This is a genomic window from Nonomuraea sediminis, assembly GCF_018531495.1.
Classification (GTDB): Bacteria; Actinomycetota; Actinomycetes; order Streptosporangiales; family Streptosporangiaceae; genus Nonomuraea; species Nonomuraea sediminis.
Genome location: NZ_JAHDTI010000002.1, coordinates 852,663 through 876,909 on the forward strand (window position 1 = coordinate 852,663; position 24,247 = coordinate 876,909).

Genomic DNA, 24,247 nt, shown 5'->3' on the forward strand with positions numbered 1-24,247 from the left:
GCTAGAAATCTCGCCTGTCGCGGAGAATCGGGCTGGGTACCCGACAAAGGTGTACCTAGGTGCAGTGACGAGCACGCCCCCCGGTGCGCACACTGGAGGGCATGCCCCGCTCCCTCGCCCTGCTCGCGCTGATCGTCGTCGAGCTCGCCGTCCTGGCGATCTCGCTGGTGACCCTGCTGCTGTGCATCGGCATCGGAGCGATCCCGCTCCTCCCGCCACAGGTACGCCTCGTCAGGCGGATCACCGGGCTGCACAGGCGGCTGGCCCGCGACTGGTGCGGCGTCGAGATCAACGCCCCCTACCGGCCCGAACCTCCGCCGCCGCGGCGGCAGGCCGACGGCATGTACCGCTACGACCGCACCCTCTACCGCACGCCTCGCATCCCGGCCTTCAACGCCCGCTGGAAGTGGATGATCACCGATCCCGCCACCTGGCGGGATCTCGTCTGGATGGCCCTGGACCCGGTGGTCAAGCTGGCCCTCGCACCGCTGCTCCTGCTGCTGCCCACCCGCGGCCTGCGCCTGTACGGCCTGTGGACCCCGCTGCTGCTCTCCGCCACTGCCAACAGCCGCCTGGCCGGCCAGGTCAGCCACCTCAACAGGGTCCGCGACCTGGCCGTCGACACCCAGGCCGCCGAGATGCGCAGGATCGAACGCGACCTGCACGACGGCACCCAGGCCAGGCTCGTCGCCATCGGCATGACCCTCGGGGCCGTCGAGCAACTGCTCGACACCGACGCGGAGGCCGCCAAGGCACTCCTGGCCAAGGCCAGGGATGCCTCCGCGGAAACCCTGTCGGACCTGCGCAGGGTCGTCCGCGGCATCCACCCGCCCGTCCTGGCGGAACGCGGCCTCGCCGACGCCGTGCGCGCCCTGGCCATCGACAGCCCCCTGCGCGTCCACGTCGACATCGACCTGCCGCACCGCCCGGAAGCCCCCGTGGAGGCCGCCGCCTACTTCGCCGTCAGCGAGCTGCTCTCCAACGCCGCACGACACGGCGGCGCGGAGACCGCCACCATCGACATCAGTACCAACGGCCGGACGCTGCGCATCACCGTCACCGACGACGGCATGGGCGGCGCCGACCCCGCCAAGGGCAGCGGCCTGGCCGGCATCGAACGCCGCCTGGCCGCCTTCGACGGCGTCCTCGCGCTCAGCAGCCCACCCGGCGGCCCCACCACCGTCACCATGGAACTGGCCAAGGTCCTGCCGGAACACTGGGCAGGCAACCTGCCCAAGATGCCGCGCTGGAAGGCTGCCCTGGTCGTCGCGCTGTGGGGCACCGCCTGGTGCCCGACCTTCCCCCAAGGCCTCGTCGCCGGCGCCTTCAAAGTCATCGGAATCGACGAGAAATCCTGGTTCCTGGCCCTCTATCTGCCCGCGCCCTGGCAATGGCCCACCATTGTCGCCATGACCCTGCTAGGCATGAGCATGTACCTGCTCGCCATCGCCATCCCCGCCGCCCACCGTGGCCCCCTGGGCAAGTGCTGATGAGCCGCGTCCTGATCGCCGAGGACCTCTACCTGCTCAGGGACGGCCTCGTCCACCTGCTGCAGGCCCACGGCTTCACCGTCGTCGCCTCCGTCGAATCCGGCCCCGAGCTCCTCAACGGCCTGCTCGAGCTGCGCCCCGACGTCTCCGTCGTCGACGTACGGCTCCCGCCCACCTTCACCGACGAAGGCCTCCAAGCCTCGCTCGAAGCCCGCAAGCAGATCCCCGGCCTGCCCATCCTGGTCCTCTCTCAGCACGTCGAGCAGCTCTACGCCCGCGAGCTGCTGGCCGACGGCTCCGGCGGCATCGGCTACCTCCTCAAGGACCGCGTCTTCAACGCCGCCCAGTTCGTCGATGCCGTCAGACGCGTCGCCGACGGCGGCACCGCCATGGACCCCGAGGTCATCGCCAAACTGCTGGCCAGCAACGCCCGCAACGAACCCCTCGCCGCCCTCACCCCCCGCGAACGCGAAGTCCTGGAGGCCATGGCGGAAGGCCGCTCCAACGCCGCCATCTCCCAGCGCCTCTACCTCAGCGAGAGCGCCGTCGCCAAGCACACGGCCAGCATCTTCGCCAAGCTCAACCTGGCCCCCTCCGACGACGACAACCGCCGCGTCCTGGCCGTCCTCGCCTACCTCAACAGCCGCTAGCTCCTGTCCCGCTCAGCCCTCGTCGTTTTCCTCGACGACGACCGCGAAGCCGTACAAGACCTCCCGAGTACGGCAGGCACATGTGGGTTCTCGGCATACACGACACGTTGAGCGCCGACGCTGGAGCAGGCGCAGCTGAACACGTGATGCTGTACGCGGCACGGACCGCGGTGGTGCCGGCCCGTTCCCCTACTGGGCGTCGCTGGACCCGGCCCCGGGTCTTTACTGGCTGCTGAGGTAGGTGAGGACGGCGAGGACGCGGCGGTGGCCGCTGTCGTCCGGTGAGAGGCGGAGCTTGACGAAGATGTTGCCGATGTGTTTGTGGACGGCGTTCTCGGAAATGACGAGCCGGGCCGCGATCGTGGCGTTGTCCTTTCCTTCGGCCATCAGGGCGAGCACCTGGCGTTCGCGTGGTGTGAGGTCGGCGATCGGGTCGTGGGTGTGACGGGTGAGGAGTTGCGCGATCACCTCGGGGTCCATGACGGCACCCCCGGCGGCGACCCGCCGCAGGGCGTCGATGAACTCGCTCACCCGGCTCACCCGGTCCTTGAGGAGGTAGCCGACGCCGCCGCGTCCGTCGGAGAGCAGTTCGCCGGCGTACTGCTGCTCGACGTATTGGGACAGTACGAGCACCGGCAGGCCCGGGTACTGGCGGCGGACGTGGATGGCGGCGTGGATTCCCTCGTCGCGGAAGGTCGGCGGTAGCCGTACGTCGACGATGGTGATGTCCGGGCGGTGCTCGGCGACGGCGGCGATGAAGCCCGGGGCGTCCTCAGCGATCGCGGCGACCTCGAAGCCCTTGGCGGTCAGCAGGAGTTCCAGCCCGCTGGAAAGCAGGACGTTGTCCTCGGCGATCACGACCCGCACGGCAGGCTCACAGTGATCGTGGTCGGGCCGCCGGCGGGGCTGTGAAGGTGGACGGTGCCGTCGAGCGCCAGGACGCGGTGGCGGATTCCGGCGATGCCGGTGCCCAGCGTCTCGTCGGCGCCGCCGATCCCGTCGTCGGTGACCTGGATCGACAGCCGGTCACTGTCGCGTGCGACGCGGACGGTGGTCCGGGTGGCCTGGCTGTGCTTGGCAGCGTTGGTGAGCGTCTCGGCGATCGTGAAGTAGGCCACGGCCTCGACCGCGGCGGGAACGGTCCCGAGATCGCCGATATCAAGCCTCGGGGCGATTGCCGATCGGGTTCCCAGCGCCGCCAGCGCTCCGGCCAGGCCGCGGTCGGCGAGGATCGGCGGGTAGATCGTCCGGATCACCTCGCGGAGCTCGACCATGGCCTCCTCGGTACCCTCGTGCGCCTCCCGCAGGAGTCTGGCCACCATCTTAGGGTCCTCGTCCAGCGACTCACGGGCCGCGCCCAGCCGCATCGCGATGGCCACCAGCCGGGCTTGGGTGCCGTCGTGCAGGTCGCGTTCGATCCGCCGGAGTTCTGCGCCGTGCGCGTTCATGGCGCCGGCCCGCGTCTCGGTCAGGGTCTCCACCCGCTGCGCCAACCGCTCCGCAGCCGAGGGGGACAGCAACACCACACAGATCCGGGCGTGCAGGCGCGCCAGCAGTGGAACCAGCCAGTAGGTCAGGGCCGCGAAGATGATGATCTGTACGGTCCCCAGGGTCAACGCCGTGCCCCACCCGGACAGTGGAACGCCGACAGCGAAGCCGCCCGCGCGGGTGCCGGCGGGCAACGCCCACCACAAGGGCACCGTGATGGCCGTGGTCACCGCGTTGCCCGCGCACACCACCACGACGAGTCCGAACGCCAGACTGGTCACGACGTGTGTGCACAGCCACCCGAGAACACGCCACGTACCGACACGGACGGGACCAGAAAGGGGAGAAAGCAGCAGCCGGTCGGCGTGGCGACGATGCCAGGACGCCCACGCGCGGGCCCTCATCGGGACGATGAGGACGGGCAGCACGAACAGGGCAGCCACAGCGGTGAACAGGCTTCCCAGCAGATAGCCCAGACCGCGCCACATCGCCGAAAGCCGGCTGGCCCCATGGTGGTTCATCTGCACAAGTCTGAGCCATGGCGATCGAGCCTGGCACTACAGCCCACTACCCCCTTTTCTCACTGGTGAGCGGTATCGTCCGCTTCCCCTGCCAGACCTAGCGTCAACACCCATGACGAGTTCACCGATTCATTCACCGCGGCGGCGCGGCCGGTCCATCCGGCGGGGCCTGGCCCTGGCCGCCATCGTGGCCGGCGTCCTCTCTACCAGCCTGCCCGGCGCGAGCGCCGCCGGCCGGCACGACGACCAGGCACAGCTTCGGCGCGACGCCGACGCGATCACCGCACTCGGCGTGACGGGCGTCCAGGCCCGCGTGATCACCCCTGACGGCCGGAACCTGACCGTCACCAGCGGCGTCGCCGACCTGACGAGCCGGCGGCCGGTCTCCCCGAACGGCTACTTCCGGATCGCCAGCGTCACCAAGACATTCGTCGCCACCGTGATCCTGCAACTCACCGGCGACGGCAGGCTCTCCCTGGACGACACGGTCGAGCGATGGCTGCCCGGCGTGGTGTCCGGAAACGGCAACGACGGCCACGCGATCACCATCCGCCAACTGCTCCAGCACACCGATGGCATCCACGACGACTACCCCGACTACACCTCGGCGAAGGACTTCTACCGGCACCGATACGACACCTACACACCCGAGCAGATGGTCGCCCGGGCGATGCGCCACCAGCCGGACTTCAAGCCCGGCAAGAACTGGCGCTACTCCAACACCGGCTACGTCCTGCTCGGCATGATCATCCAGCGCGTCACCGGACACCCCTGGCACGAGGAGGTACGGGATCGGATCGTCCGGCCGCTCGGCCTCCATCACACCTTCTGGCCGGGTACTTCGCCCAAGCTGCCCCAGCCACACGCCGAGACCTACCAAAAGTTCCAACCCGGCAAACCGCCCGTGGACGTCACCAAGCAGGTCGGCTCGGGCACCAATGGAGAGGCCGGGCTCGTCTCCACGACGGCCGATCTCAACCGATTCTTCCGCGCCCTGCTCGGCGGCCGGCTCCTGCCACCGGCGCAGCTGACGCAGATGAAACACACCATTCCCGTCAGCAAGGAGTTCCAGCAGCTCATGCCGGGCGCCCGTAACGGGCTGGGGCTCTTCTCACGCCCACTGTCGTGCGGCGGCACGTACTGGGGCCACGATGGCGGCGATTCCGGCTGGATCACCGCCGACGGCGTCACCGCCGACGGACGGCGCAGCGTCACGGTCTCGTTGTCGGGCGTGTTCGCCGATTCGGCGGACGACGTCCTGCGCGTTGCACAGGCCGAGAGCAAGCTGGTCGACGACGCGCTGTGCAAGGCCCCGAACGCCGGCCGCACACCGCGTTGAGATCCTCCCCGTGGAGCCGGTGCGGAACAGCTGCGCAGCGCGCGATTCGAAATCATTAAGGCGGATTCGATCCTCTGCGTAGAAGGGCCGGCCAAGGTGAACCAGTTGGCGATCCGCACCATGACGGGCTCCTCGGCGGTCTCGTCGAAGAGCCCGTCGATCAGGGTGTTCGACTGGTGAGAAGATCGGGGGTGCTCCGAATAGCGAACGCAGTACTCGCAGGATTACCGGAACCGCTGCACGCGCTTGCGCTGAAGCACCGTGAACTGCTGAAGTTCGCGATGGTGGGTGGAACGGCGTTCTTAGTGGACAACGCGGTGTTCTATGGGCTGAAGCTGACCATTTTGGAACCGAAGCCGGTGACCGCGAAGATCATCGCGGTGCTCGTGGCGACGATCGTCTCCTACGTGTTGAACCGCGAATGGTCGTTCCGGACCAGGGGCGGCCGCGAGCGCCGACACGAGGCGGCGCTGTTCTTCCTGGTCAGTGGCGTCGGTCTAGTGCTCAGCTCCGCGCCGCTATGGATCTCCCGGTACGTATTTCGCCTGGAGACCCCGGATGTGAGCCTGGTGACCCAGGAGATCGCCGACTTCATGAGCGCGCAGATCATCGGCACGCTGATCGCCATGGTCTTCCGCTTCTGGGCGCTCCGGAAGTGGGTCTTCCCCGACGAGAAGGCCCAGTCCGGCGGCGTACGGCTGGCTCCTCCGGGTAAGTCCGATATCCCGGAGCGTTATCCAAGCTCATGATCACGCGGATTTGCTCGGACAGTGCCCATGATCAGCCACGGAATCGCGGATCCGACAGCCAGCTGTAGGAACTCAGAGGTCGTGGACAGCTGAGAAGCGCTGACCAGGTAAGACGCTCGCTGTCTCACTGCTTGGCCACCGAAGTCGTCTCAGCCTGGCGAACTTTTCCTCAAACCTGGGCGCGATTGCTTGGTGGGAATTGCGCATGAAAGGGATCATAGAGACCAGATCAACGGATGCGGCAACCAATAGTCGTATCTGCTGTCAGGAAGCAGGCGGCTCAACTTGTCGCAGCTCGCGTTCGCGATCTTGACTGTGGAGCTCTTCGACGCTGGGGGCGAAAGCAGCACCTGCGGTTCGCGCGGCCGACTCTTGGAGGTCTCGGGCCGGCTACTGACGGGAGCGGCGCGGGGACTTGCCAACGCCATTCCCGGCGTCATCGCCAGCAAGGGCCAGGCCAGTGCACAGAGGGCCCGCTTCGACACCCTCGGCGTCGCGCTCCAGGTACGCGGCCAGGCCGACTCGTTCAAGATCACCGCGATGGTGGCAGACACTTGTCCGACTAGGTTCTCACGAGCCTGCGTGAAATCAATTGTTCGACGAGGAAGGCGTTGGTGGCTTGCTCGTCAAGTGCGGGTACCTCGACCGTCAAAGCGGCATTCTGGCGGGCGAGTTCCGCGTAACCGTGGCGGACCTGATCGCGATTCAGGTCATCTCTTTCGAAGGGGGTGGTGAACACGAACACCACGTCGGCCGCCATGTTCGTCCACACCGAGCTGATCATCGCGAGAAACGCTTGTTCGTCCACGCCGAGGCTGCCTAAGTCGTTGCCGTACCAGCCGTAGGCCACGGTGGACCACCACCATCTGTCGAGAATGACGCCGCGTTCTTGGCGAGCCCTGGTTAGTGCGGTCATGTTCTCTGCGTGGCAGGCGAGGTGGAGAAGTTGGCGTGCTAACGCTGAGGTGATCGTGGCGCTTTCGGTCAGGGCATAGATATTCGTCGTCACGTCCGTCAGGCCGGATGGCATGTGCGTGAACAGCGGCGTGGGGGTGGCCCAGTCAAGGGCGGCGAGTTTTTGGCGCTGCGTGGTTTTTCCGGCACGATCCAGCCCCTCCAGGACAACGAGCGAGCCAGGCTGCAGGTGCAGCTGTCGCCATGCCATGTGCGCCGCTCCATGGGTTTTGTTGATGTGGGCTGAGCGATCCGGCACTGGCTCTCGGCCGGGGCCGATCACACCAGGTGCTGGCCGGGGGGTTCGACGGTGAGCGTCTGCTGGTCAAGATCCAGATGGAGGATGCCTCCCTCGCTCTTGCGCAGCTGCCGCCAGGCCGCATACCCGGTCAAAATCGTCCGCTCCCAGTCTGCGGCGGGCAGGACGCTCACCTCAAGGTGGGACGTCATGGCGGCGATGGTCTTGAGCAGATCGTGGTCGATGTGCTGCACGTTCTCGAAGTAGCCGTGCCGGGCGGCGTAGGAGAACACCAGAGCGGAGATGCCCTCCTCGATGGCGATGGCCCGGCCGCCGTCCTCGGCCTCGTCGATCATGGGGTCGCTCTTGCGCTTGCAGCCCAGCAGGAAGCGGGTGACGGGCGACCAGCCCAGGACGGCGGCGTGGGCCAGGTGGAAGACGTCGTGGAAGCGGTAGTCGTCGTCGATGTAGGAGGCGTTGGTGAGGGGGTCCCCGCAGCTGGCGCCGTCGCGGGTGAGCAGCGCGACCGTACGGCCCTGGCCGGTGCGCTGCAGCGCGAAGGTGAGGGTTGCCCGGCGGGGTAGTTGCTCGGCTTCAGGGAAGGCCTCGTCGAAGAGAGTGCGCTCAGCCTGGGGGGTGGGCAGCCACCGATCCTTGATCTTGACGAGGCTGGCCGCGGCGATGTCTTCCAGGTCGAGGTCGAAGCGGTGGGCGAGGGCGGCGACATACCACAGGACGTCACCGAGTTCTTCGCGCAGATACTGCTTGCCGGAGACCATCCCGGGCCCGTCTCGCAGGTGCTTTTTGTAGGCGGTGGCCAGCGATCCGACCTCCCCGACAAGGCCGAGCAGGGGGACGAGCACGGGATCGGCGTCAGGGACTGCCGGTTGAAGGGTTTTGATCGCTGCCTGCTGATATCGGGCGAAGTCCACGCGCACTCCTGTCGGATAGTCCGGAACTGTCGTCGGCTAAGCCGACGCGTGTCGTATGCTAGAACAGTGCTGCTGGAAAATCCGACGAACGGGAGAGTCTCCTGAACGCGATCGAGCCGTCCCTGGAGGACATCGTTGCCGTGGTCGTGGAGTTCCTGGCGCTGCTGCTGGATCGCGACCCCGACGAGTTGCGCATGGAACTGGAATCAGCCGGCCAGGAGTTGCCCGTCGATTCGATCCTGGTCGTGGAGATCTTGACCCGGGTCGAGGCGCGGTACGGGATCACCATTCGCGCCGACGCGGAGGCGGCCCGCTCCACACGGTCGGTCTACACCTTCGCGGCCACCGTCCTGAACACCATCAAGGAGACGCAACCCTCATGACCCCTGCTGCTGCCGACTCCCGCGGCCGCGACCCCGAGGTGGAACTTCTCGGCGAACGCCTGCGCCATACCCGTGACTACCTGGGCATGTCCCAGCAGTACGTGAGCGACATGACCGGGATCCCGCGCTCGGCCGTCAGCGACATCGAGCGAGGTGCCCGGCGCGTGGACAGCCTGGAGCTGAAGAAGCTCGCCCGCCTTTACACCCGGCCGGTGTCCTACTTCCTGGCCAAGGAGGAGGAGGCCGATCTCGGTGAGCACGCGCTGGCCGGGCTTCCTCGTGCACTGGTCGGGTTGACCGATGGCGACTGGGAGGAGGTCATCAGCTTCGCCGAGTTCCTGAAATACCGCCGTGCCCACGAGCAGGAAGCGGAGCACGAGCTGGGCGGTGACACGGTGCCTTCGAGGCAGGCGGAGTGAACTGGGACGTGGCCCACCGGGTTGCCTCGATGGCCGCCGCACAGGCGCATCGCGACCTGGAGCTCGACCGTCTGGAGTATGTCGATGTCTATGCCGCGCTCCGCCAGGCCGGGGTGGACGGCATGGCCCGGCCTATGTCACGGCTGTTCGGGGTGTACGTCTCGCCCCAGCACAACGGGCCCGCCGTACTGCTCAACGCCAACCTCGACATCATCGCCCAACGGCACACGGCTGGGCACGAGCTGGGGCACCACCTGATGCGCCACGGTTCGGCCTTCGATAAGGAGCTGGATCGTGCCACGCGCTGGGGGGATGGCTCGTGGCCCGATGAGGAGAAGGTCGCCGAAGCGTTCGCGGCCTGGTTTCTCATGCCGCCGCCCGCCGTGCACGTCGCGCTCGCGCGGATCGGTGTGCTCCGGCCGCGGCTTCCCGAGCACGCCTACCAGGTGGCCCGCTGGCTGGGCACCTCGTATGCGGGGACGGTGCACCACTTGCACCGGCTGCGCCTGCTGACCGGCGAGCAGAGGGGCGTGTGGCTGAAGGCCAAACCCGCTGCGCTCAAGGCCTCGCTGGCCGACGGGCCCGTCGCCGGCAAGGCCCATGTCCACGTCGTCGCCGCCGGCGCGCACCGCTCCACCGTGCGGGCCGACGTAGGAGACCTGATCGTGCTGCGGAGCCCGGGGGCCCACTTCGACGCCTTGCCACAGGGCTTGCTGCCTGCGGATACAGGACAGGGGCGGCTCTTTGAGGAGGAGTGCGCGCTCATGAGTGCCGCAGAAGTCACCGACGCCTTCACCGGGACGGCCGAGGTGAGGGCCCGAATGTCAGATGGCGTGGACGTCCTCGAGATCACCGTGCAGCGGCAGGCGCCCCGGGCCGACGTCCAGGCTCTCTGGCCGGCCTGACCCGCACTTCCCGCCTCTTGGCATACCGCTTCGACTCTCACCGAATTGCAGGAGCAGCGATGTACACCTTCACCATCGCCGAGGAGAACACATCTCTGGCCTGGAGCGCCGCCTGCCGCGCCCTGGACACTCCCACCAACCCGCGCCGGGACGGATTTCACACCGTGGTCCGCATCGGCGACGCCACCGCCGAAGACCCGCAGGTGCGCGCCCATCTCGACCAGGTGCGCCAGCAGTACGGCTACGACCCGATCGAGACCGTGGCCAACACGATTTTTCCCGCCAGGCTGGCGGCCGCGTGCTCCTCCCCTGCCGAGCTCGCACTCCGCTACCGGAACATGTATCCGCAGCTCAAGCGCATGCACAGGCGAAACCGAGGCGGAACCTACTTCGGCCGTGTCGTCGCCTACCCCGGCGAGCACGGCCAGGTCGACCAGCTGAGCGCCATGATCGACCGCATTCGCACGCAGGCCGCACGCACCGGACCGATGAGTGCCGCCTACGAGATGGACATCGCCCACCCCGGCGACCTGGATCGCGATACGGAGACTTGGTCGACGCCGGTGCACGTCGCCGGCAAGGACAACGGCTACCGCGGCTTTCCGTGCCTGAGCCACTGCTCCTTCCAGCTCGAGCGAGGTCAGGTCCTGCACGCGGTGGCGCAGTACCGCAGTCACTACATGGTGGACCGCGCCTACGGCAACTACCTGGGCCTCGGGCGCCTGCTGGCCTACCTGGCCCAGCAGGCGCAGGTGCTGCCTGGCGGCCTCACGGTGATCGCCGGGCACGCCCAGATCGAAAAGCACCTCACCGTCATCCGTCCAGTGATCCACAACCAGTTGCCGATCCCGGCCTGACACGGGGCCTCATGCCAGCTCTACGCCGGGTGGAGTGCTGGCGTGTTGACCCCCCACTTGGGCGGAAACCATGCCGTCAGAGGGGCTGGATCTGGCCGGTAGAGCTGTTTGATACGGCTGCGCCCGCTGATGCCGGCAATGTCTGGATGCGCCACCCGGGCGTACTTGTCGACCTCGCAGAACAGATTCTGGCAATCGATGAGTTGCAGTGGACGGCCGCGCAGCCCGGTGAAGCACAGCTCCAGCCGGGCAAAGTGCTCCGTTTGGGTGTCGGCCATGTAGCGGATCACCTCGGCCTCGATGCCGTCGGCCGCCGGGCCAAAGCACTTGCGGATACCGTCGCGGGCCCCTGGCCCGGGGACGACGAAGTCCATCTCGGAAAAGGACAGGTGGGCTGAGTAGTTCAGATCGATCAGGTACTGGTAGGCCAGGAACGGGCCTAGCGCCGGGAAGTCCAGCAACACCTCGTAGGCCTCGCGCATGGACGCGGCCTCCTGAATGCGGGCAGGTGCCCTGCCGTTCATCATCATCTCGATGAGCCGCAAGTGGTTGCTGTGCTTACGCTGCTGACCCAGCGCCGGCGGGGGGGTGATGTAGGCGGCAGAGTACAGCCGCTCTCCCGCCGCGAACGCGCTGGACAAGATCCGATCCCAGGCCGTGAAGTCGTATCCGCTCCATGTCGGCTCGCCAAGGTGCCTCTCAAGAAGCTGCCAGGTCGTGACCTTGTTGAACACCTTGAACAGCACCGTACGGAAGTACACCTCCGGCCAGTCCTGCTCTCCTCGGTAGGACACCTGGCCGATCAGGTACTGGCTGACGCGGTCGGCGGCACGAAAGCAGTTCGTGAAGCGGTGCTGAGCCAAGACAGGGTCGTGGGGAGCGCGCGGCGCCTCCCCCAGCCTCGCCAGATATACCTGCTGCCTGGCCGCCGCGAAGCGCCAGTAGGTATCGAAGACGGGCGTGGGCCGCAGCGTACGTCCCGCAATCCTCACCGCAGGAGGCGGGGCCCAGCCTTCCGGTCGAGGTGCGGGCAGAGCTTGCAGCGTGGGTGCCATGGAAGGAATATATATTGAATATAGGCTTCGTTCTAGGAAAAGGACATGGATGAAACTGCTGTGGCGTAGCCAACGCCGCAACACCTTGGTTTCTTGGCCGCATGCCGTCGATGATCGGTTGGAGCGGCTGGTGGCCGCCGGACTCGCGGCCGGCGAGAACGTGAGTCGCTCCCAAGTGCTGGCCGCCCTGGTGGCCAGCACCGAAGTCTCTCCCGAACAGGTATCCGCCCTTGTCCGGGCGTATCGCCGCATGCCTGCGGAGGCGCTTGACGAGCATCCGGACACCGCCGACGAATGGCCACAAGTCCGGCATCCAGGGCCGCGTCGGGGAGCCGGCGAGAAGCCGGCCGGAGCCTAGCCCCGCCGCGATCCGGCCAAAGCGGTGCTCATCGCGTTCGCCACCTCCGGCCAGTCCGCCCGTCACCTGGTGTCGCACGCCGTGGCCGGTAGCCCGCACGCCGCCGCTGCACGCGGCGCTGGTGCCGCGTGGGTCGCTCGTGCGTGCGAGATCGACGTCGTGGCCGAAGCCGACTCGCTGGGGGAGGTTCTGGAGCGGGCTAGAACCGATGGGGCTATCGCCGCTGCGATGCGCCGCTGCCTCATGCCTTCGTCCGGTCGGAGAAGGGGCAGGCGATGGACGGGTCCGGCGGGCCAACGTTCAGCGACTCTCCGTAACGAGGCATGCGAGTTAGGTTAGGTGAGGTTTCCTGCCTCATCTCATGGGGGATCGCCACACATGTTGGCCGCACCAGATGCACCGGCTGGGAGTTTCCGGCCTGATCCTGCGGAGAAGTGCTTTGGTCTAGCTAGACGAGGCTCTGCCAGGCTCTGCCATCTGTTCCGCTTGGTGCTCAACCGGAATATCGGCTGGCGCTGCTCCAGCTCTTCCAAGATTCGAAACGCGGTCGCCCGGCTCGGCAGCTCGATCTCGCCTGGCCCGTGCCGTGTCTCAAGCCGCGCTGCGGTCCGCCGGATCACCATCATGCGCGACGGCTTGGACTCCTCGACATGCTCCGCCATGATTTCCAGCGCCGTCTCGGTCCATCGGGGAGAAATCACCCGAGCGGTGCCGGTCAGCAAGGCGCGGGCTGACACTCGCCGCCAACTGCCTTGCCCGTCCTTAGCCAGTACTTCCAGGCCGGCGGTGGTGGCGACCACCTCCTCCACCGACAGGACCTCACCGTCATGGACGAGTCGGGTTCCGACTCCGAGTCGCACCGATTCGGGGTTCACGGGATCACACTCAGCCGATGGTCAAGGCTCAATGGCTTGCTCAAATCGGTCGTAAGCCGCTGAGTCCAGAGCGCATGCAGAAGTGCTGGTCGCACTTGCCACGATGGCCAGCCATTGAAGCTCTCCAGCGCCTCCGCGAGGGTGACGCCGTCCAGGTTCGCGTTCTGGATCTCGGCCAGGGCCCGTTCGTCAATCAGCCATGCACGCCGGTAACCGGCCAGGAATCGGAGATTCGCCAACTCGGCGACGGGAGGTTCGGACCAGATCTCAAGCCGCCAGCCACGCGCTTCCACGATTGCCCTCGCCCAGCTCAGGGCTCTTGCGACCTTGGGCTTCTGGCGTAGATGGCTCGGCTTGACGTCCACCACGAGCGGGGCTTCGCCAGGTGTAGGGACGAGCAAGTAGTCCGGGACGTGTCGACGCCAGACGCCGTCTACCTGGGCCTTGAGGAGGAACGGCTGAGCGACGACCTTCCGTACGCCCCGATCGAAATCGACATAGATCAGCCGGGCAAGTTCGAGACGTGACTCATAGATCACATGATCATGGTTGGTGGCGCACCAGTAGGTTCCCGAGTAGTGCTTCTGACCGGCGTGCGAACGAAAGTTCCGCCACGGTACGGCCGCACCCCAGGCGTCGGCGGGGATCTCGCGCCAGGCACGGTCCTCCTCCATGCGCCCATCTTCCGTACGGAGACTGACCAGCGCGGTGTCGACCTCAACGTCAACCGCCATGCGCCCCTCCCCACAGGTCGATGGCTACAATTCGCGCCAAATCGACCACATAGAGCGACGTCTTTACGGCCTCGAACGTACAACCCCGTGGCTAATGCGCCAAGAGGGACGTAGGACAAGGTTGCTACCCATGCCGTCTCAGCATGACGGCCAACTGGCCAGACCGTGGCCGTGGCCAATGAGACTTGGCCACGATCGATGAGAACCTACACCAGCCCGTCAGTGCTGAGCCATATCCACAAACCTGCTGTAGTGACCCTGAAACGCCACCGTCACCGTGGCCGTGGGCCCATTACGATGCTTGGCCACGATCAAGTCCGCCTCCCCAGCCCGAGGCGACTCCCGCTCGTACGCATCCTCCCGATGCAACAGGATGACCATGTCGGCATCCTGCTCGATGCTGCCCGACTCGCGAAGGTCGCTCACCGCTGGGCGTTTGTCGGTGCGTTGTTCGGGGCCTCGGTTGAGCTGGGAGATGGCGATGACGGGGACCTCGAGCTCCTTGGCCAGCAGCTTGATGGCTCGGGAGATCTCCGAGACCTCGTTCTGGCGGCTCTCGGTCTTCTTGGGCGAGCTCATCAGCTGCAGGTAGTCGATCACGACGAAGCGCAGGTCGTTACGCTGCTTGAGGCGGCGGCACTTGGCGCGGATCTCCATCATCGACATGTTCGGCGAGTCGTCGATGAACAGCGGCGCCTCGGCCACCTCACTCATCCGCCGCGCCAGCCGCGTCCAGTCGTCATCACCCATCATCCCGGACCGCATGGCGTGCAACGCCACCCGAGCCTCAGCCGACAGCAGACGCATGGTGATCTCGTTACGCGACATCTCCAGCGAGAAGATAACGGTCGTCATCCCATGCTTGATAGCCGCCGACCTGGCAAAATCCAGCCCCAGGGTGCTGTTGTGCGTCGGGATGCAGGTTCTGCCGGCCAGGTACATGTGGTCGGCGTTGTCCACCTCGACGCAGCGGACGGGCCGCGAGGCGATCGGCCTGACGTCGACGATGTACCGAACCATGGTCGAGGCCGCGGCGACGGCCACCTGCCGCTCCGCCTTGCGCCCCAGCCGGAACACCTTGTCGGCGGTCGTAAAGTTGATCATGTAGCAGGTGGACGATTCCTGGGTTCGCCCCCGGACGGGTTTCGTGCGCATGGTGGCCCGATAGCCGAGGCTCAGGATCAGCTCGTGTACGTCCTCGGCGAGCCTCCTGTTGGTGACCGCGAACTGGATCTGCCCCGCGGTGCTGACGTACCCGTCGGTGTCCAGCAGGCCCGCCAGCAGGGCACGCCGCTGTGCCGCCGACGCGCGGAGGTAGCTCCGCGGTATGTGCTTGTCGCCGAGCACCCCCAGCGTCCGCAGGACGGCCTTGACGGTCCCGTGATGGTCGCGGCATGGCTGGCAACGTCGCAGGCCGCTGGACGGCGCGCCGCAATCGGGACGGGTCGGCGCGGGTACGGGAGCCGAGACGAAGCGGGCCTTGCCGCCACACGTCCGTCCACAGGTGCGCACCTGCGAGGTGGCGGGGGTGAAGCGCGCTCCGCATACGGCGCAGGAGCGAGGAGCGGGTTCTGGCTCGGCGAAAGCGAGCTGGTAGGTGATCCCGTCCGCCACTCGGGTGACCCGCAGTTCTTCGGCCTCGAGGTTCGCCAGGATCTCGGCGTCCATGGAGGTGATCCGAGCCTCCTGGGTGGCGCCGTCGCCCAGCCAGGCGCCCAGGACGTACGGGGACAGGGGGAGGTCGCCCTCCTCCAGGTCGAAGGGGGCCGCTACGGCGACGGCGTGGTTCGGTCGCTGGTCGGCCGACACGCAGCGGAGGGTGGCGGCGATCTCCTCGGTGGTGACGATGTCGGAGTGCCGCGCTGTCGTCGCGGCGTTCTTGGGCCTGCCTACGCGCTCGAGCAGGGCGCCCAGCAGCCTGGCGGCCGGATACGCGGGAGCGCTTCTACCGCTCGTCGGGCCCGTCGCGGTCTGGGGGATGCGGTCGAGTGCGGGGATCGTCCGCTGGACCGTGTGCAGGACGTGGCGGAACTCCTCGCCCACCTCGCTCAGGGCTTGGCGATGGGTGATCAGGCGGTCGGGAGTGATCAGCGATCGGGCATGGGCCTGCCCGACCCGTTCGATCGCGTCGGCGGGCCAGTAGTACGTCCGCTTGTGCTCCTGCGCTTGGCGGCGGGCGGCGCGGGTGGTGGTGCGCCACTGGTGGTGGGCGTCGGCGACGATGACCGTGCCGTCGCTGAATTCGACCTCGTAGCACGGCCTGCCGTGCATGACCTCCGTGGCGGCGACGACGCGGGTGGGCTTGCCGTCGGCGCCGATGAGGTGGTCACCGACCTGCACCTCTCCCATCGTGGTCCAGCCGGACGGCGTCGGCAGCGGGGTGTCCAGAGCGAGCGCCTTGCCGATGGCGGGGCGGGCGGCCACGACGATCATCTGGCCGGGGTGGAGGCCGTTGGTCAGTTGGTCGAGGTCCTGGAAGCCGGTGGGGACGCCGACCATCTGGCCGCCTCGGCTGCCGATGGCCTCGAGTTCGTCGAGGGCGCCGGGCATGATGTCCGAGAGCGGGGCGTAGTCCTCCGAGGTGCGGCGTTCGGTGACCTTGTAGATTTCCGCCTGGGCGCGGTCTACCAGGTCGTCGACCTCTTCGTTGTTGCCGCCGTAGCCGAAGGAGACGATGCGCGTGCCCGCTTCGATGAGGCGGCGCAGGATCGCCTGCTCGCGGACGATCTTGGCGTAGTAGCCGGCGTTGGCCGCGGTGGGGACGACGGCCGTGAGCGTGTGGAGGTAGGCGGCGCCGCCCACGCGGGCCATCTCGCCGCGCTTCTGCAGTTCGTCGAAGACGGTGACGGCGTCGGCCGGCTCGCCCCTGCCGTACAGGTCGGTGATGATGTCGTAGATCATCTGGTGGGCGGGGCGGTAGAAGTCGTCGGAGCGCAGGATCTCGACCACGTCGGCGATCGCGTCCTTGGACAGCAGCATGCCGCCCAGCACGGACTGCTCCGCCTCGATGTTGTTGGGTGGGGTGCGCTCGAAGCCTGGGCCTCCGCCGCCCTCTTCTTCCATACTGCTCACCGCGCCCCCTCGAACCTTGCAGGCGGTCGCACCACCCCCACTTGTAGCCGACCGGGGTGACAGTTTGGCGGGTTCTCGTCGGGACGGCAACGAGGGTTGTGGACAACCCTGTGGCCAAGCTGTGCACTATCGCGTCCAGGGTGTGAAAGCTCTGTGGAAGAGCCTGGGGATAACTCGGAAACTGTTTCCACAAACCCTTGCCGACCTGGGAAAAGTCTGTCCACCTCCTGTGGAGGAAAGAAAGTGGACCCCGGAGTGACCGACACGCCGAGTAATGCCCATAATGGGTAAATGCCCATTACCCGCCAAGACAGGGAGATCCTTCGCCTTGCCGTGCCCGCGTTCGGGGCGCTGGTGGCGGAGCCGCTCTTCCTGCTCGCCGACTACGCCATCGTCGGGCACGGGTTGGGGACGGTGGCGGTGGGCGCGCTGGGTGTCGCGGGCACGGTGCTGACGACTCTGGTGAACCTGTGCGTGTTCCTGGCGTACGGCACGACGGCGTCGGTGGCGCGGCAGACGGGGGCGGGCAACCACGCGCGGGCGATGCGCAGCGGGGTGGACGGCATCTGGCTGGCGCTGGGCATCGGGGTGGCGCTGATCGCGGTGTGCTGGCCGCTGGCGCAGGACATCGTCGCCCTGTTCGGGGCGGGCAGGGACCAGGCGGCCGAGGCGGTGACGTACCTGCGGATCAGCCTGCTCGGCGCGCCAGGGATGCTGGTCGTGCTGGCGGGCACGGGCGTGTTGCGCGGGTTGCAGGACACGGTGACGCCGCTGGTGGTGTCGGTGGGTTCGTTCGCGCTCAACGCCGGGTTGAACGCCTGGTTCGTGCTGGGCCTGCACTGGGGCATCGCGGGTTCGGCGTGGGGCACCGTACTGGCTCAGTCGCTGGGCGCGGCGGTGTATCTGGCGGTCGTGGTCAGAGGGGCGAAGAGGCTGCGGACGTCGCTGCTGCCCGATCTCAAGGGTGTCCGGCAGGCGGGCACGGCCAGTTTCGCGCTGCTGGTCAGGACGGTGTGCCTGCGGATCGTGCTGCTCGTGGCGACGATGCTGGCGACGCGGATGGGGCAGGCGCCGCTGGCGGCCTACGCGATCGCCGCGCAGATCTGGTCGCTGCTGGCCTTCGCGCTCGACGCGATCGCGATCGCGGGGCAGGCGATCACCGGCAAGACGCTGGGCGCCGGCGATGTGGAGTCGACCAGGTCGGCGACCAGGCGGATGGTGCAGTGGGGCATCTGGTCGGGGATAGGGCTCGGGGTGCTGGTCGTGCTGGTCAGGCCGTTGCTGCCCGGGCTGTTCGACGCCGATCCGCAGGTGGCCGAGCAGTTGCTCGCGGTGCTGTGGCCAGTGGCGCTGTTCCAGCCGGTGTGCGGGGTGGTGTTCGTGCTCGACGGCGTGCTGATCGGCGCCGGCGACCAGCGCTACCTGGCCTGGGCCGGGTTGTGGACGACGCTGGCCTACCTGCCGGTGGCGCTGCTGGCCTCGAACGTGGTGTTGCTGTGGTGCGCGCTCGGCGTGTGGATGATCGCGCGGTTGATCACACTGGTACGGCGAGCCGCCGGTACCGCCTGGCTGGTAACCGGGGCGTAACCGTCCCGTGCTTGTCGGCCTCGTGAGTGATGAGGCACTGTGGGCGAGTTCCATGAGCGGGGTGTGCCTTGACCACGATTCTGCGACGACTGCCGCCGTCTGAGGCGACCGGGTTACGTACCGGCGCCCGGCACAGCCTTGCCCAGCTCTACCGCCCGCTCGACCTGGTCGTTCTCGGGCTGGGTGTGATGATCGGCGCCGGGATCTTCAGCATCGCCGGTCGGCAGGCGGCCACGATCGCCGGGCCGGGCGTGATCCTCTCGTTCATGATCGCGGGCATCGCCAGCCTGCTGGCCGCGCTGTGCTACGCCGAACTGGCCTCGACGATGCCGACGTCGGGCAGCGCGTACACCTTCACCTATGTGATCTTCGGTGAGGTGTGGGCGTGGATCATCGGGTGCGCGCTGGTCCTGGAGATGCAGCTGGCGGTGGCGGTGGTGGCCAGGGCCTGGGCCGGGCTCGCCGTACAGACGATCACCGACTTCGGCGTACGGCTGCCGCAGCAGGGCGTGATCGGGGACGTGTTCGTCTTCGTGATCCTGGCGGCGCTCACGGGCGTGGTGGCGCTGGGCGCGCGGATCGGTCTGCGCGCGCTGTGGATCATGGTGTCGGCCAAGCTGCTGGCCATCGGCGCGGTCATCGTGGTGGGCGCGCTGAACCTGGACGTGGCCAACTTCGGCGACTTCTACGTTCCGCCCAAGCCGGTCGCGGCGGCGGCGCCCACGGTGCTGGAGGTGTTCCTGGGTCAGGGGCAGGCGTTCGGATGGTTCGGGATCTTCGCGGCGGCGCCGGCCATCGCGTTCGCCTACATCGGCTGGGACATCATCGCGACGGCGGCCGAGGAGACGGTCAACGCGTCGCGCGCGGTGCCCAAGGGGATGATCCGCAGCCTGGTGGTCGCCACGATCCTGTACATCGCGGTGGCAGTGGTGATGGTCGGCATGATCCCCTACACCCGGATCTCCACGGACGCCCCGCTGTCCAGCGCGTTCAAGGTCGTGGGCGTGGACTGGATGGTGCACGTCATCGACCTGGGCGCGGTGCTGGGCCTGACGACGGTGATCCTGGTGCTGATCGTGGGCCAGACCCGAGTGCTGTTCTCGATGGCGCGCGACGGGCTCCTCCCCCGCGGCCTGGCCACGATCAGCAGGAACTACCACACGCCCTCACGGGTGACGCTGGTGATCGGCGCGGTGTCGATCGTGCTGGCCGAGTTCGTGCCCGTGCTGACGCTGCAGGAGCTGGTCGTGATGGGCACGCTGTTCGCGTTCCTGTTCGTGGCCGCCGGGGTGATCGTCATGCGGCGCCGGATGCCGCAGCTGGAGCGCGGCTTCACGGTGCCGCTCTCCCCCGTCGTCCCCGCCCTGTCGCTGGTGGCCACGCTCTGGCTGATGGTGAACCTGCACGTGGTCACCTGGGGCTGGTTCGCCCTGTGGATGGCCTTCGGCCTGCTGGTCTACCTGCTGTACGGCAGGCGGCACAGCCTGCTGGCCCCGGCCCGGGTCAAGGAGACGGCGGGCCGCGGCCGTCACAGGCGTTAGAACCGGCCCGCCTCCAGCACGGTCCGCAGGAAGTCCCTGGTCCGCCCGTGCTCGGGATCGGTGAAGATCTTCTCCGGCGGTCCCTTCTCCAGCAGCACGCCGCCGTCGAGGAAGCACACCGTGTCGGAGATGTCGCGGCAGAAGCTCATCTCGTGGGTGGTGAGGATCATCGTCATGCCCGACTGCTTGAGCTCGCGGATGATCTCCAGGACCTCCCTGACCAGCTCGGGGTCGAGCGCCGAGGTGACCTCGTCGAGCAGCATCAGGCGCGGCTGGGTGGCCAGCGCCCTGATGATGGCCACCCGCTGCTGCTGCCCGCCGGACAGCTGGTCGGGGAAGGCCTTGGCCTTGCCCTCCAGCCCGAACCTGGTCAGCAGCTCGTGCGCGCTCTGCTCGGCCTCGGCCTTGGTGACCTTGTGCACCTGGCGCGGGGCGAGCGTGATGTTCTCGAGCACGCTCATGTGCGGGAACAGGTTGAACGACTGGAAGACGATGCCCAGCTTCTTCCGCACGTCGTCCACGTTCGCCCGAGGATCGGTGATCTCGTCGCCGTCCAGCAGGATCCGTCCGTCGTCGACGGTCTCCAGCAGGTTGACGCAGCGCAGCAGGGTGGACTTGCCGGAGCCTGAGGCGCCGATGAGCGAGACCACCTCGTGCGGCTGGACCTCCAGCTCGATGCCGCGCAGCACCTGGTGGCCGTGGAACTCCTTCCACACGCCGTCGATGCTCAGCAGGCTGCCGCTCATGCGCCCCGCCTCCTTCGCGTCCGCTCGGCCAGATGGTCGGTGAAGCGCGCCATCGGGATCGTGAGCAGGATGAAGAACAACGCCGCCACCAGGTAGGGCGTGTAGTTGAACTTGCTGGCCGCGTAGATCTGGGCCTGCCGCAGCGCCTCGACCGCGCCGATGGTGGCCACCAGGGCGGTGTCCTTCTGCAGCGAGATGAAGTCGTTGAGCAGCGGTGGGACGACCCGCCTGACGGCCTGGGGCAGCACGACGAAGCGCAGGGCCTTGGCGTGGCTGAGCCCGAGCGACCTGGCGGCGGCTATCTGGCTCGGGTGGATCGAGTCGATGCCCGACCTGAATACCTCGGCCACGTACGAGCCGTAGGAAAGCGTCAGCGCGATGATGCCCAGCACCATCGGATCGTTCGGGATGCCCTGCAGCCTCAGCCCGGGAAAGCCGAACCCGACCATGTAGATGAGCAGGATTGTGGGGATCCCGCGGAAGATGTCGGTATAAGCGATCGCCAACGCCCGCAGCGGGAAGAACACCGGCGACCGCAGCCCGCGCACCACCGCCACCAGCAGGCCGACTACCAGGATCAGCGGCTCAGCGATCAGGAACATCTTGACGTTGAGCAGGAAGCCGTGCCACACGTCGGGCAGCGACTTGACGAACCACTCCCAGTTGAAGAACGAGTCCTGCACCCGGGGCCAGCCGGGTGCGTTGGTGACGACGGTCGCCACGAGCACCAGGAACACGATCGTGGAGACCGTCGCGATCGACGCCGAGCGGCGGCCCCGCAACCTGCGGATCCGCTCGCGTTCGAGCTGGTGCTCGCTCTTGACCCAGGCCGTGGCCATCACGAGAGCTCAGGCGCACCCGCGGCCGCGCCGAGCCACTGCTGCTCGATCTTGGCCAGCTCACCCTTGGACTTCAGCGCCTCGACGGCCTTGTCGACGCACGGCTTGAGCGCGGAACCCTTCTCCATGACCAGGCCGAACTCCTCGGGCGTGCCGCCGGTCGAGCTGAACTGACCGACGATCTTGGAGTTGTCCACCTGGGCGGCGGTCACGTAGAAGGCGGTGGGCAGGTCCACGACCAGGGCGTCGACCTGCTTGTTCTTCAGCGCGTTGACCGCGTCGATCTGCTCGTTGTAGACGTTCGCCTCGGCGGACGGCTTGATCACGTCCTTGACGGCGTCCAGCGAGGTGGTGCCGACCTGGACGCCGATCTTGGCGTCCTTCAGCTCGGCCAGGCTCTTGGCGTTGGCGAACTTGCTGCCCTGCACGGCGACGACGGCCTGCTTGACGGTGTAGTAGCCCTTGCTGAAATCGACGGCCTTGGCCCGGTCGGGCGTGATGGACACCTGGTTGACGTCGAAGTCGAAGTTCTTGGCGCCGGGTGCGAAGGCGGAGTCGAACTTGACCGAGTTCCACTTGACCTCGGAACGGTCGAAGCCGAGCTCGCCCGCGACGGCGAAGGCCACCGCGCTCTCGAATCCCTTGCCGTTGCTCGGGTCGTCGTCCTGGAACCAGGGATCGTAGGCGGGCTTGTCCGTGCCGATGGTCAGCTTGCCCGCGTTGACCAGCTTGAGCTGGTCCTTTGTGCACGTGGTGGACGCCGACGCCGCAGGGGACGAGGTGGTCGCCGTATTGTCCACGGGCGCGCACGCTACGGCCGCCGCCGCCAGCGCGCCAACCGCCAGCAACACCGAGGGACGGGCCATGACAGAGCCTCCAAGGGGGAGCTACAGGAAGAACCAGCAAATTCTACTGGGCTCAACTAGGAAATACGCCACCACCAGGTGCTTTACCGGACCCGGACTCCGCTTGTACGGCGGCGCCGGGATCCTGTGCGCCGTGGCGGCGGGAAAGCGGCCCCGACTCGCCGCGAGCGCCGGGCGCGGGCCCTCGGCCGAAGTGCGGCGGGCGGCCGGTGGTGCGGCTTGCCGTACACGCGGCTTGCCATGCACGCCGCTTGCCGTGCAAAAGAGAAAGCCTCCCTCCCAGGACGGGAGAGAGGCTTTCAGTGCTCGCTAGCCGGCGACGACCTCGACGTCGACGGACGCGGACACCTCAGGGTGCAGCTTGACGCTGACCTTGTGGGAGCCGACGCTCTTGATCGGGTTGACGATCTCGATGCGGCGGCGGTCGAGCAGCGGGCCGCCGGCAGCCTTGACGGCGTCGGCGATGTCGCCCGTGGTGATCGAGCCGAACAGGCGGCCCGACTCGCCCGCGCGGGTGCTCAGGCGGACCCTGAGCGCACCGAGCTGGCCGGCGACTTCCTTGGCGGTGCCCAGGTCGCGGATCTCGCGCGCGTCACGAGCCTTGCGGATCGACTCGATCTGCTTCTCCGCGCCGCGCGTCCAGCGCATCGCGAAGCCCCGGGGGATGAGGTAGTTACGGCCGTAGCCGTCCTTGACCTCGACGACGTCACCGGGGGCGCCGAGGCCGGAGACCTCGTTGGTGAGGATGAGCTTCATATCGACAGGCCTCCTTAGCGCGCGGTGCTCGTGTAAGGCAGCAGGGCCACCTCACGCGCGTTCTTGATCGCGGTCGCCACGTCGCGCTGGTGCTGGGTGCAGTTGCCCGTCACCCGGCGTGCACGGATCTTGCCGCGGTCGGAGATGAACTTCCGCAGCAGCGCCGTGTCCTTGTAGTCGACGTAGGAGATCTTGTCGTGGCAGAACAGGCAAACCTTCTTCTTGGGCTTGCGCAGTGCCGGCTTAGCCATCGTGGTGCTCCTTTCAGAGCCCCGCCGTCAAGCGGGAATGGACCGGTTGGGTGGGTTTGTGGTTAGAAAGGCGGTTCGTCGCTGAAGTCGCCGCCGCCGCCGAAGCCGCCGCCCTGCGAACCACCGCCGCCGCCGCCTCCGAAGCCGCCGCCACCGCCGCCGCCCTGGGGCGGGGCGGGCGAGGCAGAGGCCCACGGGTCGTCGGCGGGACCGCCGCCAAAGCCGCCACCGCCGCCACCCTGACGGGAGGTGCGGTTGACCTTGGCGGTGGCGTTACGCAGGGACGGGCCGACCTCGTCGACCTCGACCTCGTAGACCGTGCGCTTCTCGCCTTCCTTGGTCTCGTAAGACCGCTGCTTGAGCCGCCCCTGCACGATGACCCGCATGCCGCGCTGGAGGCTCTCGGCGGCGTTCTCAGCCGCCTGCCGCCACACGTTGCAGGTCAGGAAGAGGCTTTCGCCGTCCTTCCACTCGTTAGTCTGGCGATCCATGAACCGCGGAGTGGACGCGATGCGGAATCGAGCCACGGCTTGACCCGTGGGGGTGAAGCGCAGCTCCGGATCGTCGACGAGATTGCCGACGATGGTGATTACTGTGTCGCCTGCTGCCATGGCTAGCGCTCGCCTTCCTGCACGTCTTCGC

The 24,247-nt window shown here is 67.5% G+C and carries 25 protein-coding genes; 11 read left to right on the plus strand and 14 right to left on the minus strand.

What is annotated here, in order from left to right; translation table 11 throughout:
- The first annotated feature begins 101 nt into the window (after positions 1 to 101).
- The gene (locus KIK09_RS12110; RefSeq protein ID WP_214319011.1) at positions 102 to 1,490 is read left to right on the plus strand and encodes a sensor histidine kinase; all 1,389 of its coding nucleotides are present in this window, start codon (positions 102 to 104) and stop codon (positions 1,488 to 1,490) included.
- Positions 1,490 to 2,140, plus strand: coding sequence for a LuxR C-terminal-related transcriptional regulator (locus tag KIK09_RS12115; RefSeq protein ID WP_214319013.1), 651 nt, complete (start codon positions 1,490 to 1,492; stop codon positions 2,138 to 2,140). The genes KIK09_RS12110 and KIK09_RS12115 overlap by 1 nt, the downstream gene beginning before the upstream one ends.
- 222 nt (positions 2,141 to 2,362) lie before the next feature.
- Here KIK09_RS12115 and KIK09_RS12120 read toward each other — a convergent pair whose 3' ends face one another.
- Both KIK09_RS12120 and KIK09_RS12125 read right to left on the minus strand, forming a co-directional pair.
- A complete protein-coding gene (locus KIK09_RS12120) occupies positions 2,363 to 3,007 on the minus strand; it encodes a LuxR C-terminal-related transcriptional regulator (RefSeq protein ID WP_214319015.1) in 645 nt (214 codons plus the stop codon).
- Positions 2,995 to 4,149 carry a sensor histidine kinase gene (locus KIK09_RS12125; protein WP_214319016.1) on the minus strand — a complete coding sequence of 385 codons (1,155 nt, stop codon included), beginning with the start codon at positions 4,147 to 4,149 and terminating at the stop codon, positions 2,995 to 2,997. The genes KIK09_RS12120 and KIK09_RS12125 overlap by 13 nt, the downstream gene beginning before the upstream one ends.
- A 112-nt stretch (positions 4,150 to 4,261) precedes the next feature.
- Between KIK09_RS12125 and KIK09_RS12130 the strand changes: the two genes are divergently transcribed.
- Entirely contained in the window at positions 4,262 to 5,488 is a 1,227-nt protein-coding gene (locus tag KIK09_RS12130) for a serine hydrolase domain-containing protein (protein WP_214319017.1), read from the plus strand.
- Between the two features lie 191 nt (positions 5,489 to 5,679).
- A complete protein-coding gene (locus KIK09_RS12135; RefSeq protein ID WP_308164040.1) occupies positions 5,680 to 6,237 on the plus strand; it encodes a GtrA family protein in 558 nt (185 codons plus the stop codon).
- Positions 6,238 to 6,799: 562 nt separating this feature from the next.
- Here the strand turns inward: KIK09_RS12135 and KIK09_RS12140 are convergent.
- Both KIK09_RS12140 and KIK09_RS12145 read right to left on the minus strand, forming a co-directional pair.
- Complete coding sequence (locus tag KIK09_RS12140) at positions 6,800 to 7,402, minus strand: dTMP kinase (protein WP_214319020.1); 603 nt, start codon at positions 7,400 to 7,402, stop codon at positions 6,800 to 6,802.
- Positions 7,403 to 7,470: 68 nt separating this feature from the next.
- Positions 7,471 to 8,361 carry a nucleoside triphosphate pyrophosphohydrolase family protein gene (locus KIK09_RS12145; protein ID WP_214319022.1) on the minus strand — a complete coding sequence of 297 codons (891 nt, stop codon included), beginning with the start codon at positions 8,359 to 8,361 and terminating at the stop codon, positions 7,471 to 7,473.
- Between the two features lie 140 nt (positions 8,362 to 8,501).
- Between KIK09_RS12145 and KIK09_RS12150 the strand changes: the two genes are divergently transcribed.
- The 4 genes from KIK09_RS12150 to KIK09_RS12165 are packed head-to-tail and all read left to right on the plus strand — an operon-like array spanning position 8,502 to position 10,925.
- On the plus strand, positions 8,502 to 8,744 hold the full coding sequence (locus KIK09_RS12150) for a phosphopantetheine-binding protein (protein WP_214319024.1): 243 nt from the start codon (positions 8,502 to 8,504) through the stop codon (positions 8,742 to 8,744).
- Positions 8,741 to 9,163, plus strand: coding sequence for a helix-turn-helix domain-containing protein (locus KIK09_RS12155; RefSeq protein WP_214319026.1), 423 nt, complete (start codon positions 8,741 to 8,743; stop codon positions 9,161 to 9,163). Before KIK09_RS12150 ends, KIK09_RS12155 begins: the two co-directional genes overlap by 4 nt.
- Positions 9,160 to 10,068, plus strand: a complete 909-nt coding sequence (locus KIK09_RS12160; RefSeq protein WP_214319028.1) for an ImmA/IrrE family metallo-endopeptidase — start codon at positions 9,160 to 9,162, stop codon at positions 10,066 to 10,068. Before KIK09_RS12155 ends, KIK09_RS12160 begins: the two co-directional genes overlap by 4 nt.
- 59 nt (positions 10,069 to 10,127) lie before the next feature.
- Positions 10,128 to 10,925, plus strand: coding sequence for a hypothetical protein (locus tag KIK09_RS12165; protein ID WP_214319030.1), 798 nt, complete (start codon positions 10,128 to 10,130; stop codon positions 10,923 to 10,925).
- Between the two features lie 20 nt (positions 10,926 to 10,945).
- Here the strand turns inward: KIK09_RS12165 and KIK09_RS12170 are convergent, their stop codons facing one another.
- Entirely contained in the window at positions 10,946 to 11,980 is a 1,035-nt protein-coding gene (locus KIK09_RS12170) for a nucleotide kinase domain-containing protein (protein WP_214319038.1), read from the minus strand.
- A gap of 49 nt (positions 11,981 to 12,029) precedes the next feature.
- On the opposite strand from KIK09_RS12170, the gene KIK09_RS12175 reads away from it, so the two are divergent.
- Positions 12,030 to 12,338, plus strand: a complete 309-nt coding sequence (locus KIK09_RS12175; RefSeq protein ID WP_214319040.1) for a hypothetical protein — start codon at positions 12,030 to 12,032, stop codon at positions 12,336 to 12,338.
- A gap of 359 nt (positions 12,339 to 12,697) precedes the next feature.
- Here KIK09_RS12175 and KIK09_RS12180 read toward each other — a convergent pair whose 3' ends face one another.
- The 3 genes from KIK09_RS12180 to dnaB all read right to left on the minus strand — a co-directional run bounded on the left by KIK09_RS12180 (position 12,698) and on the right by dnaB (position 17,010).
- Positions 12,698 to 13,147: a hypothetical protein gene (locus KIK09_RS12180; protein WP_214319041.1), complete on the minus strand. Its 450-nt coding sequence runs from the start codon at positions 13,145 to 13,147 to the stop codon at positions 12,698 to 12,700.
- Positions 13,148 to 13,209: 62 nt separating this feature from the next.
- Positions 13,210 to 13,947 carry a TnsA-like heteromeric transposase endonuclease subunit gene (locus tag KIK09_RS12185; protein ID WP_214319043.1) on the minus strand — a complete coding sequence of 246 codons (738 nt, stop codon included), beginning with the start codon at positions 13,945 to 13,947 and terminating at the stop codon, positions 13,210 to 13,212.
- Between the two features lie 219 nt (positions 13,948 to 14,166).
- A complete protein-coding gene (dnaB, locus tag KIK09_RS12190) occupies positions 14,167 to 17,010 on the minus strand; it encodes a replicative DNA helicase (protein ID WP_214319623.1) in 2,844 nt (947 codons plus the stop codon).
- Between the two features lie 300 nt (positions 17,011 to 17,310).
- Here dnaB and KIK09_RS12195 point away from each other — a divergent pair, with 300 nt between their 5' ends.
- Together KIK09_RS12195 and KIK09_RS12200 are read left to right on the plus strand one after the other, a co-directional pair.
- Positions 17,311 to 18,606, plus strand: coding sequence for an MATE family efflux transporter (locus KIK09_RS12195; RefSeq protein WP_214319045.1), 1,296 nt, complete (start codon positions 17,311 to 17,313; stop codon positions 18,604 to 18,606).
- 68 nt (positions 18,607 to 18,674) lie between these two features.
- On the plus strand, positions 18,675 to 20,147 hold the full coding sequence (locus tag KIK09_RS12200) for an APC family permease (RefSeq protein WP_250572909.1): 1,473 nt from the start codon (positions 18,675 to 18,677) through the stop codon (positions 20,145 to 20,147).
- Here the strand turns inward: KIK09_RS12200 and KIK09_RS12205 are convergent.
- The 6 genes from KIK09_RS12205 to KIK09_RS12230 all read right to left on the minus strand — a co-directional run bounded on the left by KIK09_RS12205 (position 20,144) and on the right by KIK09_RS12230 (position 24,216).
- Complete coding sequence (locus KIK09_RS12205) at positions 20,144 to 20,893, minus strand: amino acid ABC transporter ATP-binding protein (RefSeq protein WP_214319046.1); 750 nt, start codon at positions 20,891 to 20,893, stop codon at positions 20,144 to 20,146. The genes KIK09_RS12200 and KIK09_RS12205 overlap by 4 nt on opposite strands.
- On the minus strand, positions 20,890 to 21,732 hold the full coding sequence (locus KIK09_RS12210) for an amino acid ABC transporter permease (protein ID WP_214319047.1): 843 nt from the start codon (positions 21,730 to 21,732) through the stop codon (positions 20,890 to 20,892). Before KIK09_RS12210 ends, KIK09_RS12205 begins: the two co-directional genes overlap by 4 nt.
- The gene (locus tag KIK09_RS12215) at positions 21,732 to 22,598 is read right to left on the minus strand and encodes an ABC transporter substrate-binding protein (protein ID WP_214319048.1); all 867 of its coding nucleotides are present in this window, start codon (positions 22,596 to 22,598) and stop codon (positions 21,732 to 21,734) included. The genes KIK09_RS12210 and KIK09_RS12215 overlap by 1 nt, the downstream gene beginning before the upstream one ends.
- Before the next feature lie 309 nt (positions 22,599 to 22,907).
- Positions 22,908 to 23,354 carry a 50S ribosomal protein L9 gene (gene rplI, locus KIK09_RS12220; protein ID WP_214319049.1) on the minus strand — a complete coding sequence of 149 codons (447 nt, stop codon included), beginning with the start codon at positions 23,352 to 23,354 and terminating at the stop codon, positions 22,908 to 22,910.
- Between the two features lie 14 nt (positions 23,355 to 23,368).
- Positions 23,369 to 23,605: a 30S ribosomal protein S18 gene (rpsR, locus tag KIK09_RS12225; RefSeq protein WP_020543048.1), complete on the minus strand. Its 237-nt coding sequence runs from the start codon at positions 23,603 to 23,605 to the stop codon at positions 23,369 to 23,371.
- Between the two features lie 62 nt (positions 23,606 to 23,667).
- Positions 23,668 to 24,216 carry a single-stranded DNA-binding protein gene (locus tag KIK09_RS12230; RefSeq protein ID WP_214319050.1) on the minus strand — a complete coding sequence of 183 codons (549 nt, stop codon included), beginning with the start codon at positions 24,214 to 24,216 and terminating at the stop codon, positions 23,668 to 23,670.
- Between the last annotated feature and the right edge of the window lie 31 nt (positions 24,217 to 24,247).

Bases quoted from the DNA above. Each gene is read 5' to 3' on its own strand.
- KIK09_RS12230 (WP_214319050.1), bottom strand. From the start codon at position 24,216: ATGGCAGCAGGCGACACAGTAATCACCATCGTCGGCAATCTCGTCGAC.
- rpsR (WP_020543048.1), bottom strand. From the start codon at position 23,605: ATGGCTAAGCCGGCACTGCGCAAGCCCAAGAAGAAGGTTTGCCTGTTC.
- KIK09_RS12165 (WP_214319030.1), top strand. From the start codon at position 10,128: ATGTACACCTTCACCATCGCCGAGGAGAACACATCTCTGGCCTGGAGC.
- KIK09_RS12170 (WP_214319038.1), bottom strand. From the start codon at position 11,980: ATGGCACCCACGCTGCAAGCTCTGCCCGCACCTCGACCGGAAGGCTGG.
- rplI (WP_214319049.1), bottom strand. From the start codon at position 23,354: ATGAAGCTCATCCTCACCAACGAGGTCTCCGGCCTCGGCGCCCCCGGT.
- KIK09_RS12215 (WP_214319048.1), bottom strand. From the start codon at position 22,598: ATGGCCCGTCCCTCGGTGTTGCTGGCGGTTGGCGCGCTGGCGGCGGCG.
- KIK09_RS12110 (WP_214319011.1), top strand. From the start codon at position 102: ATGCCCCGCTCCCTCGCCCTGCTCGCGCTGATCGTCGTCGAGCTCGCC.
- dnaB (WP_214319623.1), bottom strand. From the start codon at position 17,010: ATGGAAGAAGAGGGCGGCGGAGGCCCAGGCTTCGAGCGCACCCCACCC.
- KIK09_RS12125 (WP_214319016.1), bottom strand. From the start codon at position 4,149: ATGAACCACCATGGGGCCAGCCGGCTTTCGGCGATGTGGCGCGGTCTG.
- KIK09_RS12205 (WP_214319046.1), bottom strand. From the start codon at position 20,893: ATGAGCGGCAGCCTGCTGAGCATCGACGGCGTGTGGAAGGAGTTCCAC.
- KIK09_RS12210 (WP_214319047.1), bottom strand. From the start codon at position 21,732: ATGGCCACGGCCTGGGTCAAGAGCGAGCACCAGCTCGAACGCGAGCGG.
- KIK09_RS12140 (WP_214319020.1), bottom strand. From the start codon at position 7,402: ATGGCATGGCGACAGCTGCACCTGCAGCCTGGCTCGCTCGTTGTCCTG.
- KIK09_RS12175 (WP_214319040.1), top strand. From the start codon at position 12,030: ATGAAACTGCTGTGGCGTAGCCAACGCCGCAACACCTTGGTTTCTTGG.
- KIK09_RS12130 (WP_214319017.1), top strand. From the start codon at position 4,262: ATGACGAGTTCACCGATTCATTCACCGCGGCGGCGCGGCCGGTCCATC.
- KIK09_RS12115 (WP_214319013.1), top strand. From the start codon at position 1,490: ATGAGCCGCGTCCTGATCGCCGAGGACCTCTACCTGCTCAGGGACGGC.
- KIK09_RS12195 (WP_214319045.1), top strand. From the start codon at position 17,311: ATGCCCATTACCCGCCAAGACAGGGAGATCCTTCGCCTTGCCGTGCCC.
- KIK09_RS12185 (WP_214319043.1), bottom strand. From the start codon at position 13,947: ATGGCGGTTGACGTTGAGGTCGACACCGCGCTGGTCAGTCTCCGTACG.
- KIK09_RS12155 (WP_214319026.1), top strand. From the start codon at position 8,741: ATGACCCCTGCTGCTGCCGACTCCCGCGGCCGCGACCCCGAGGTGGAA.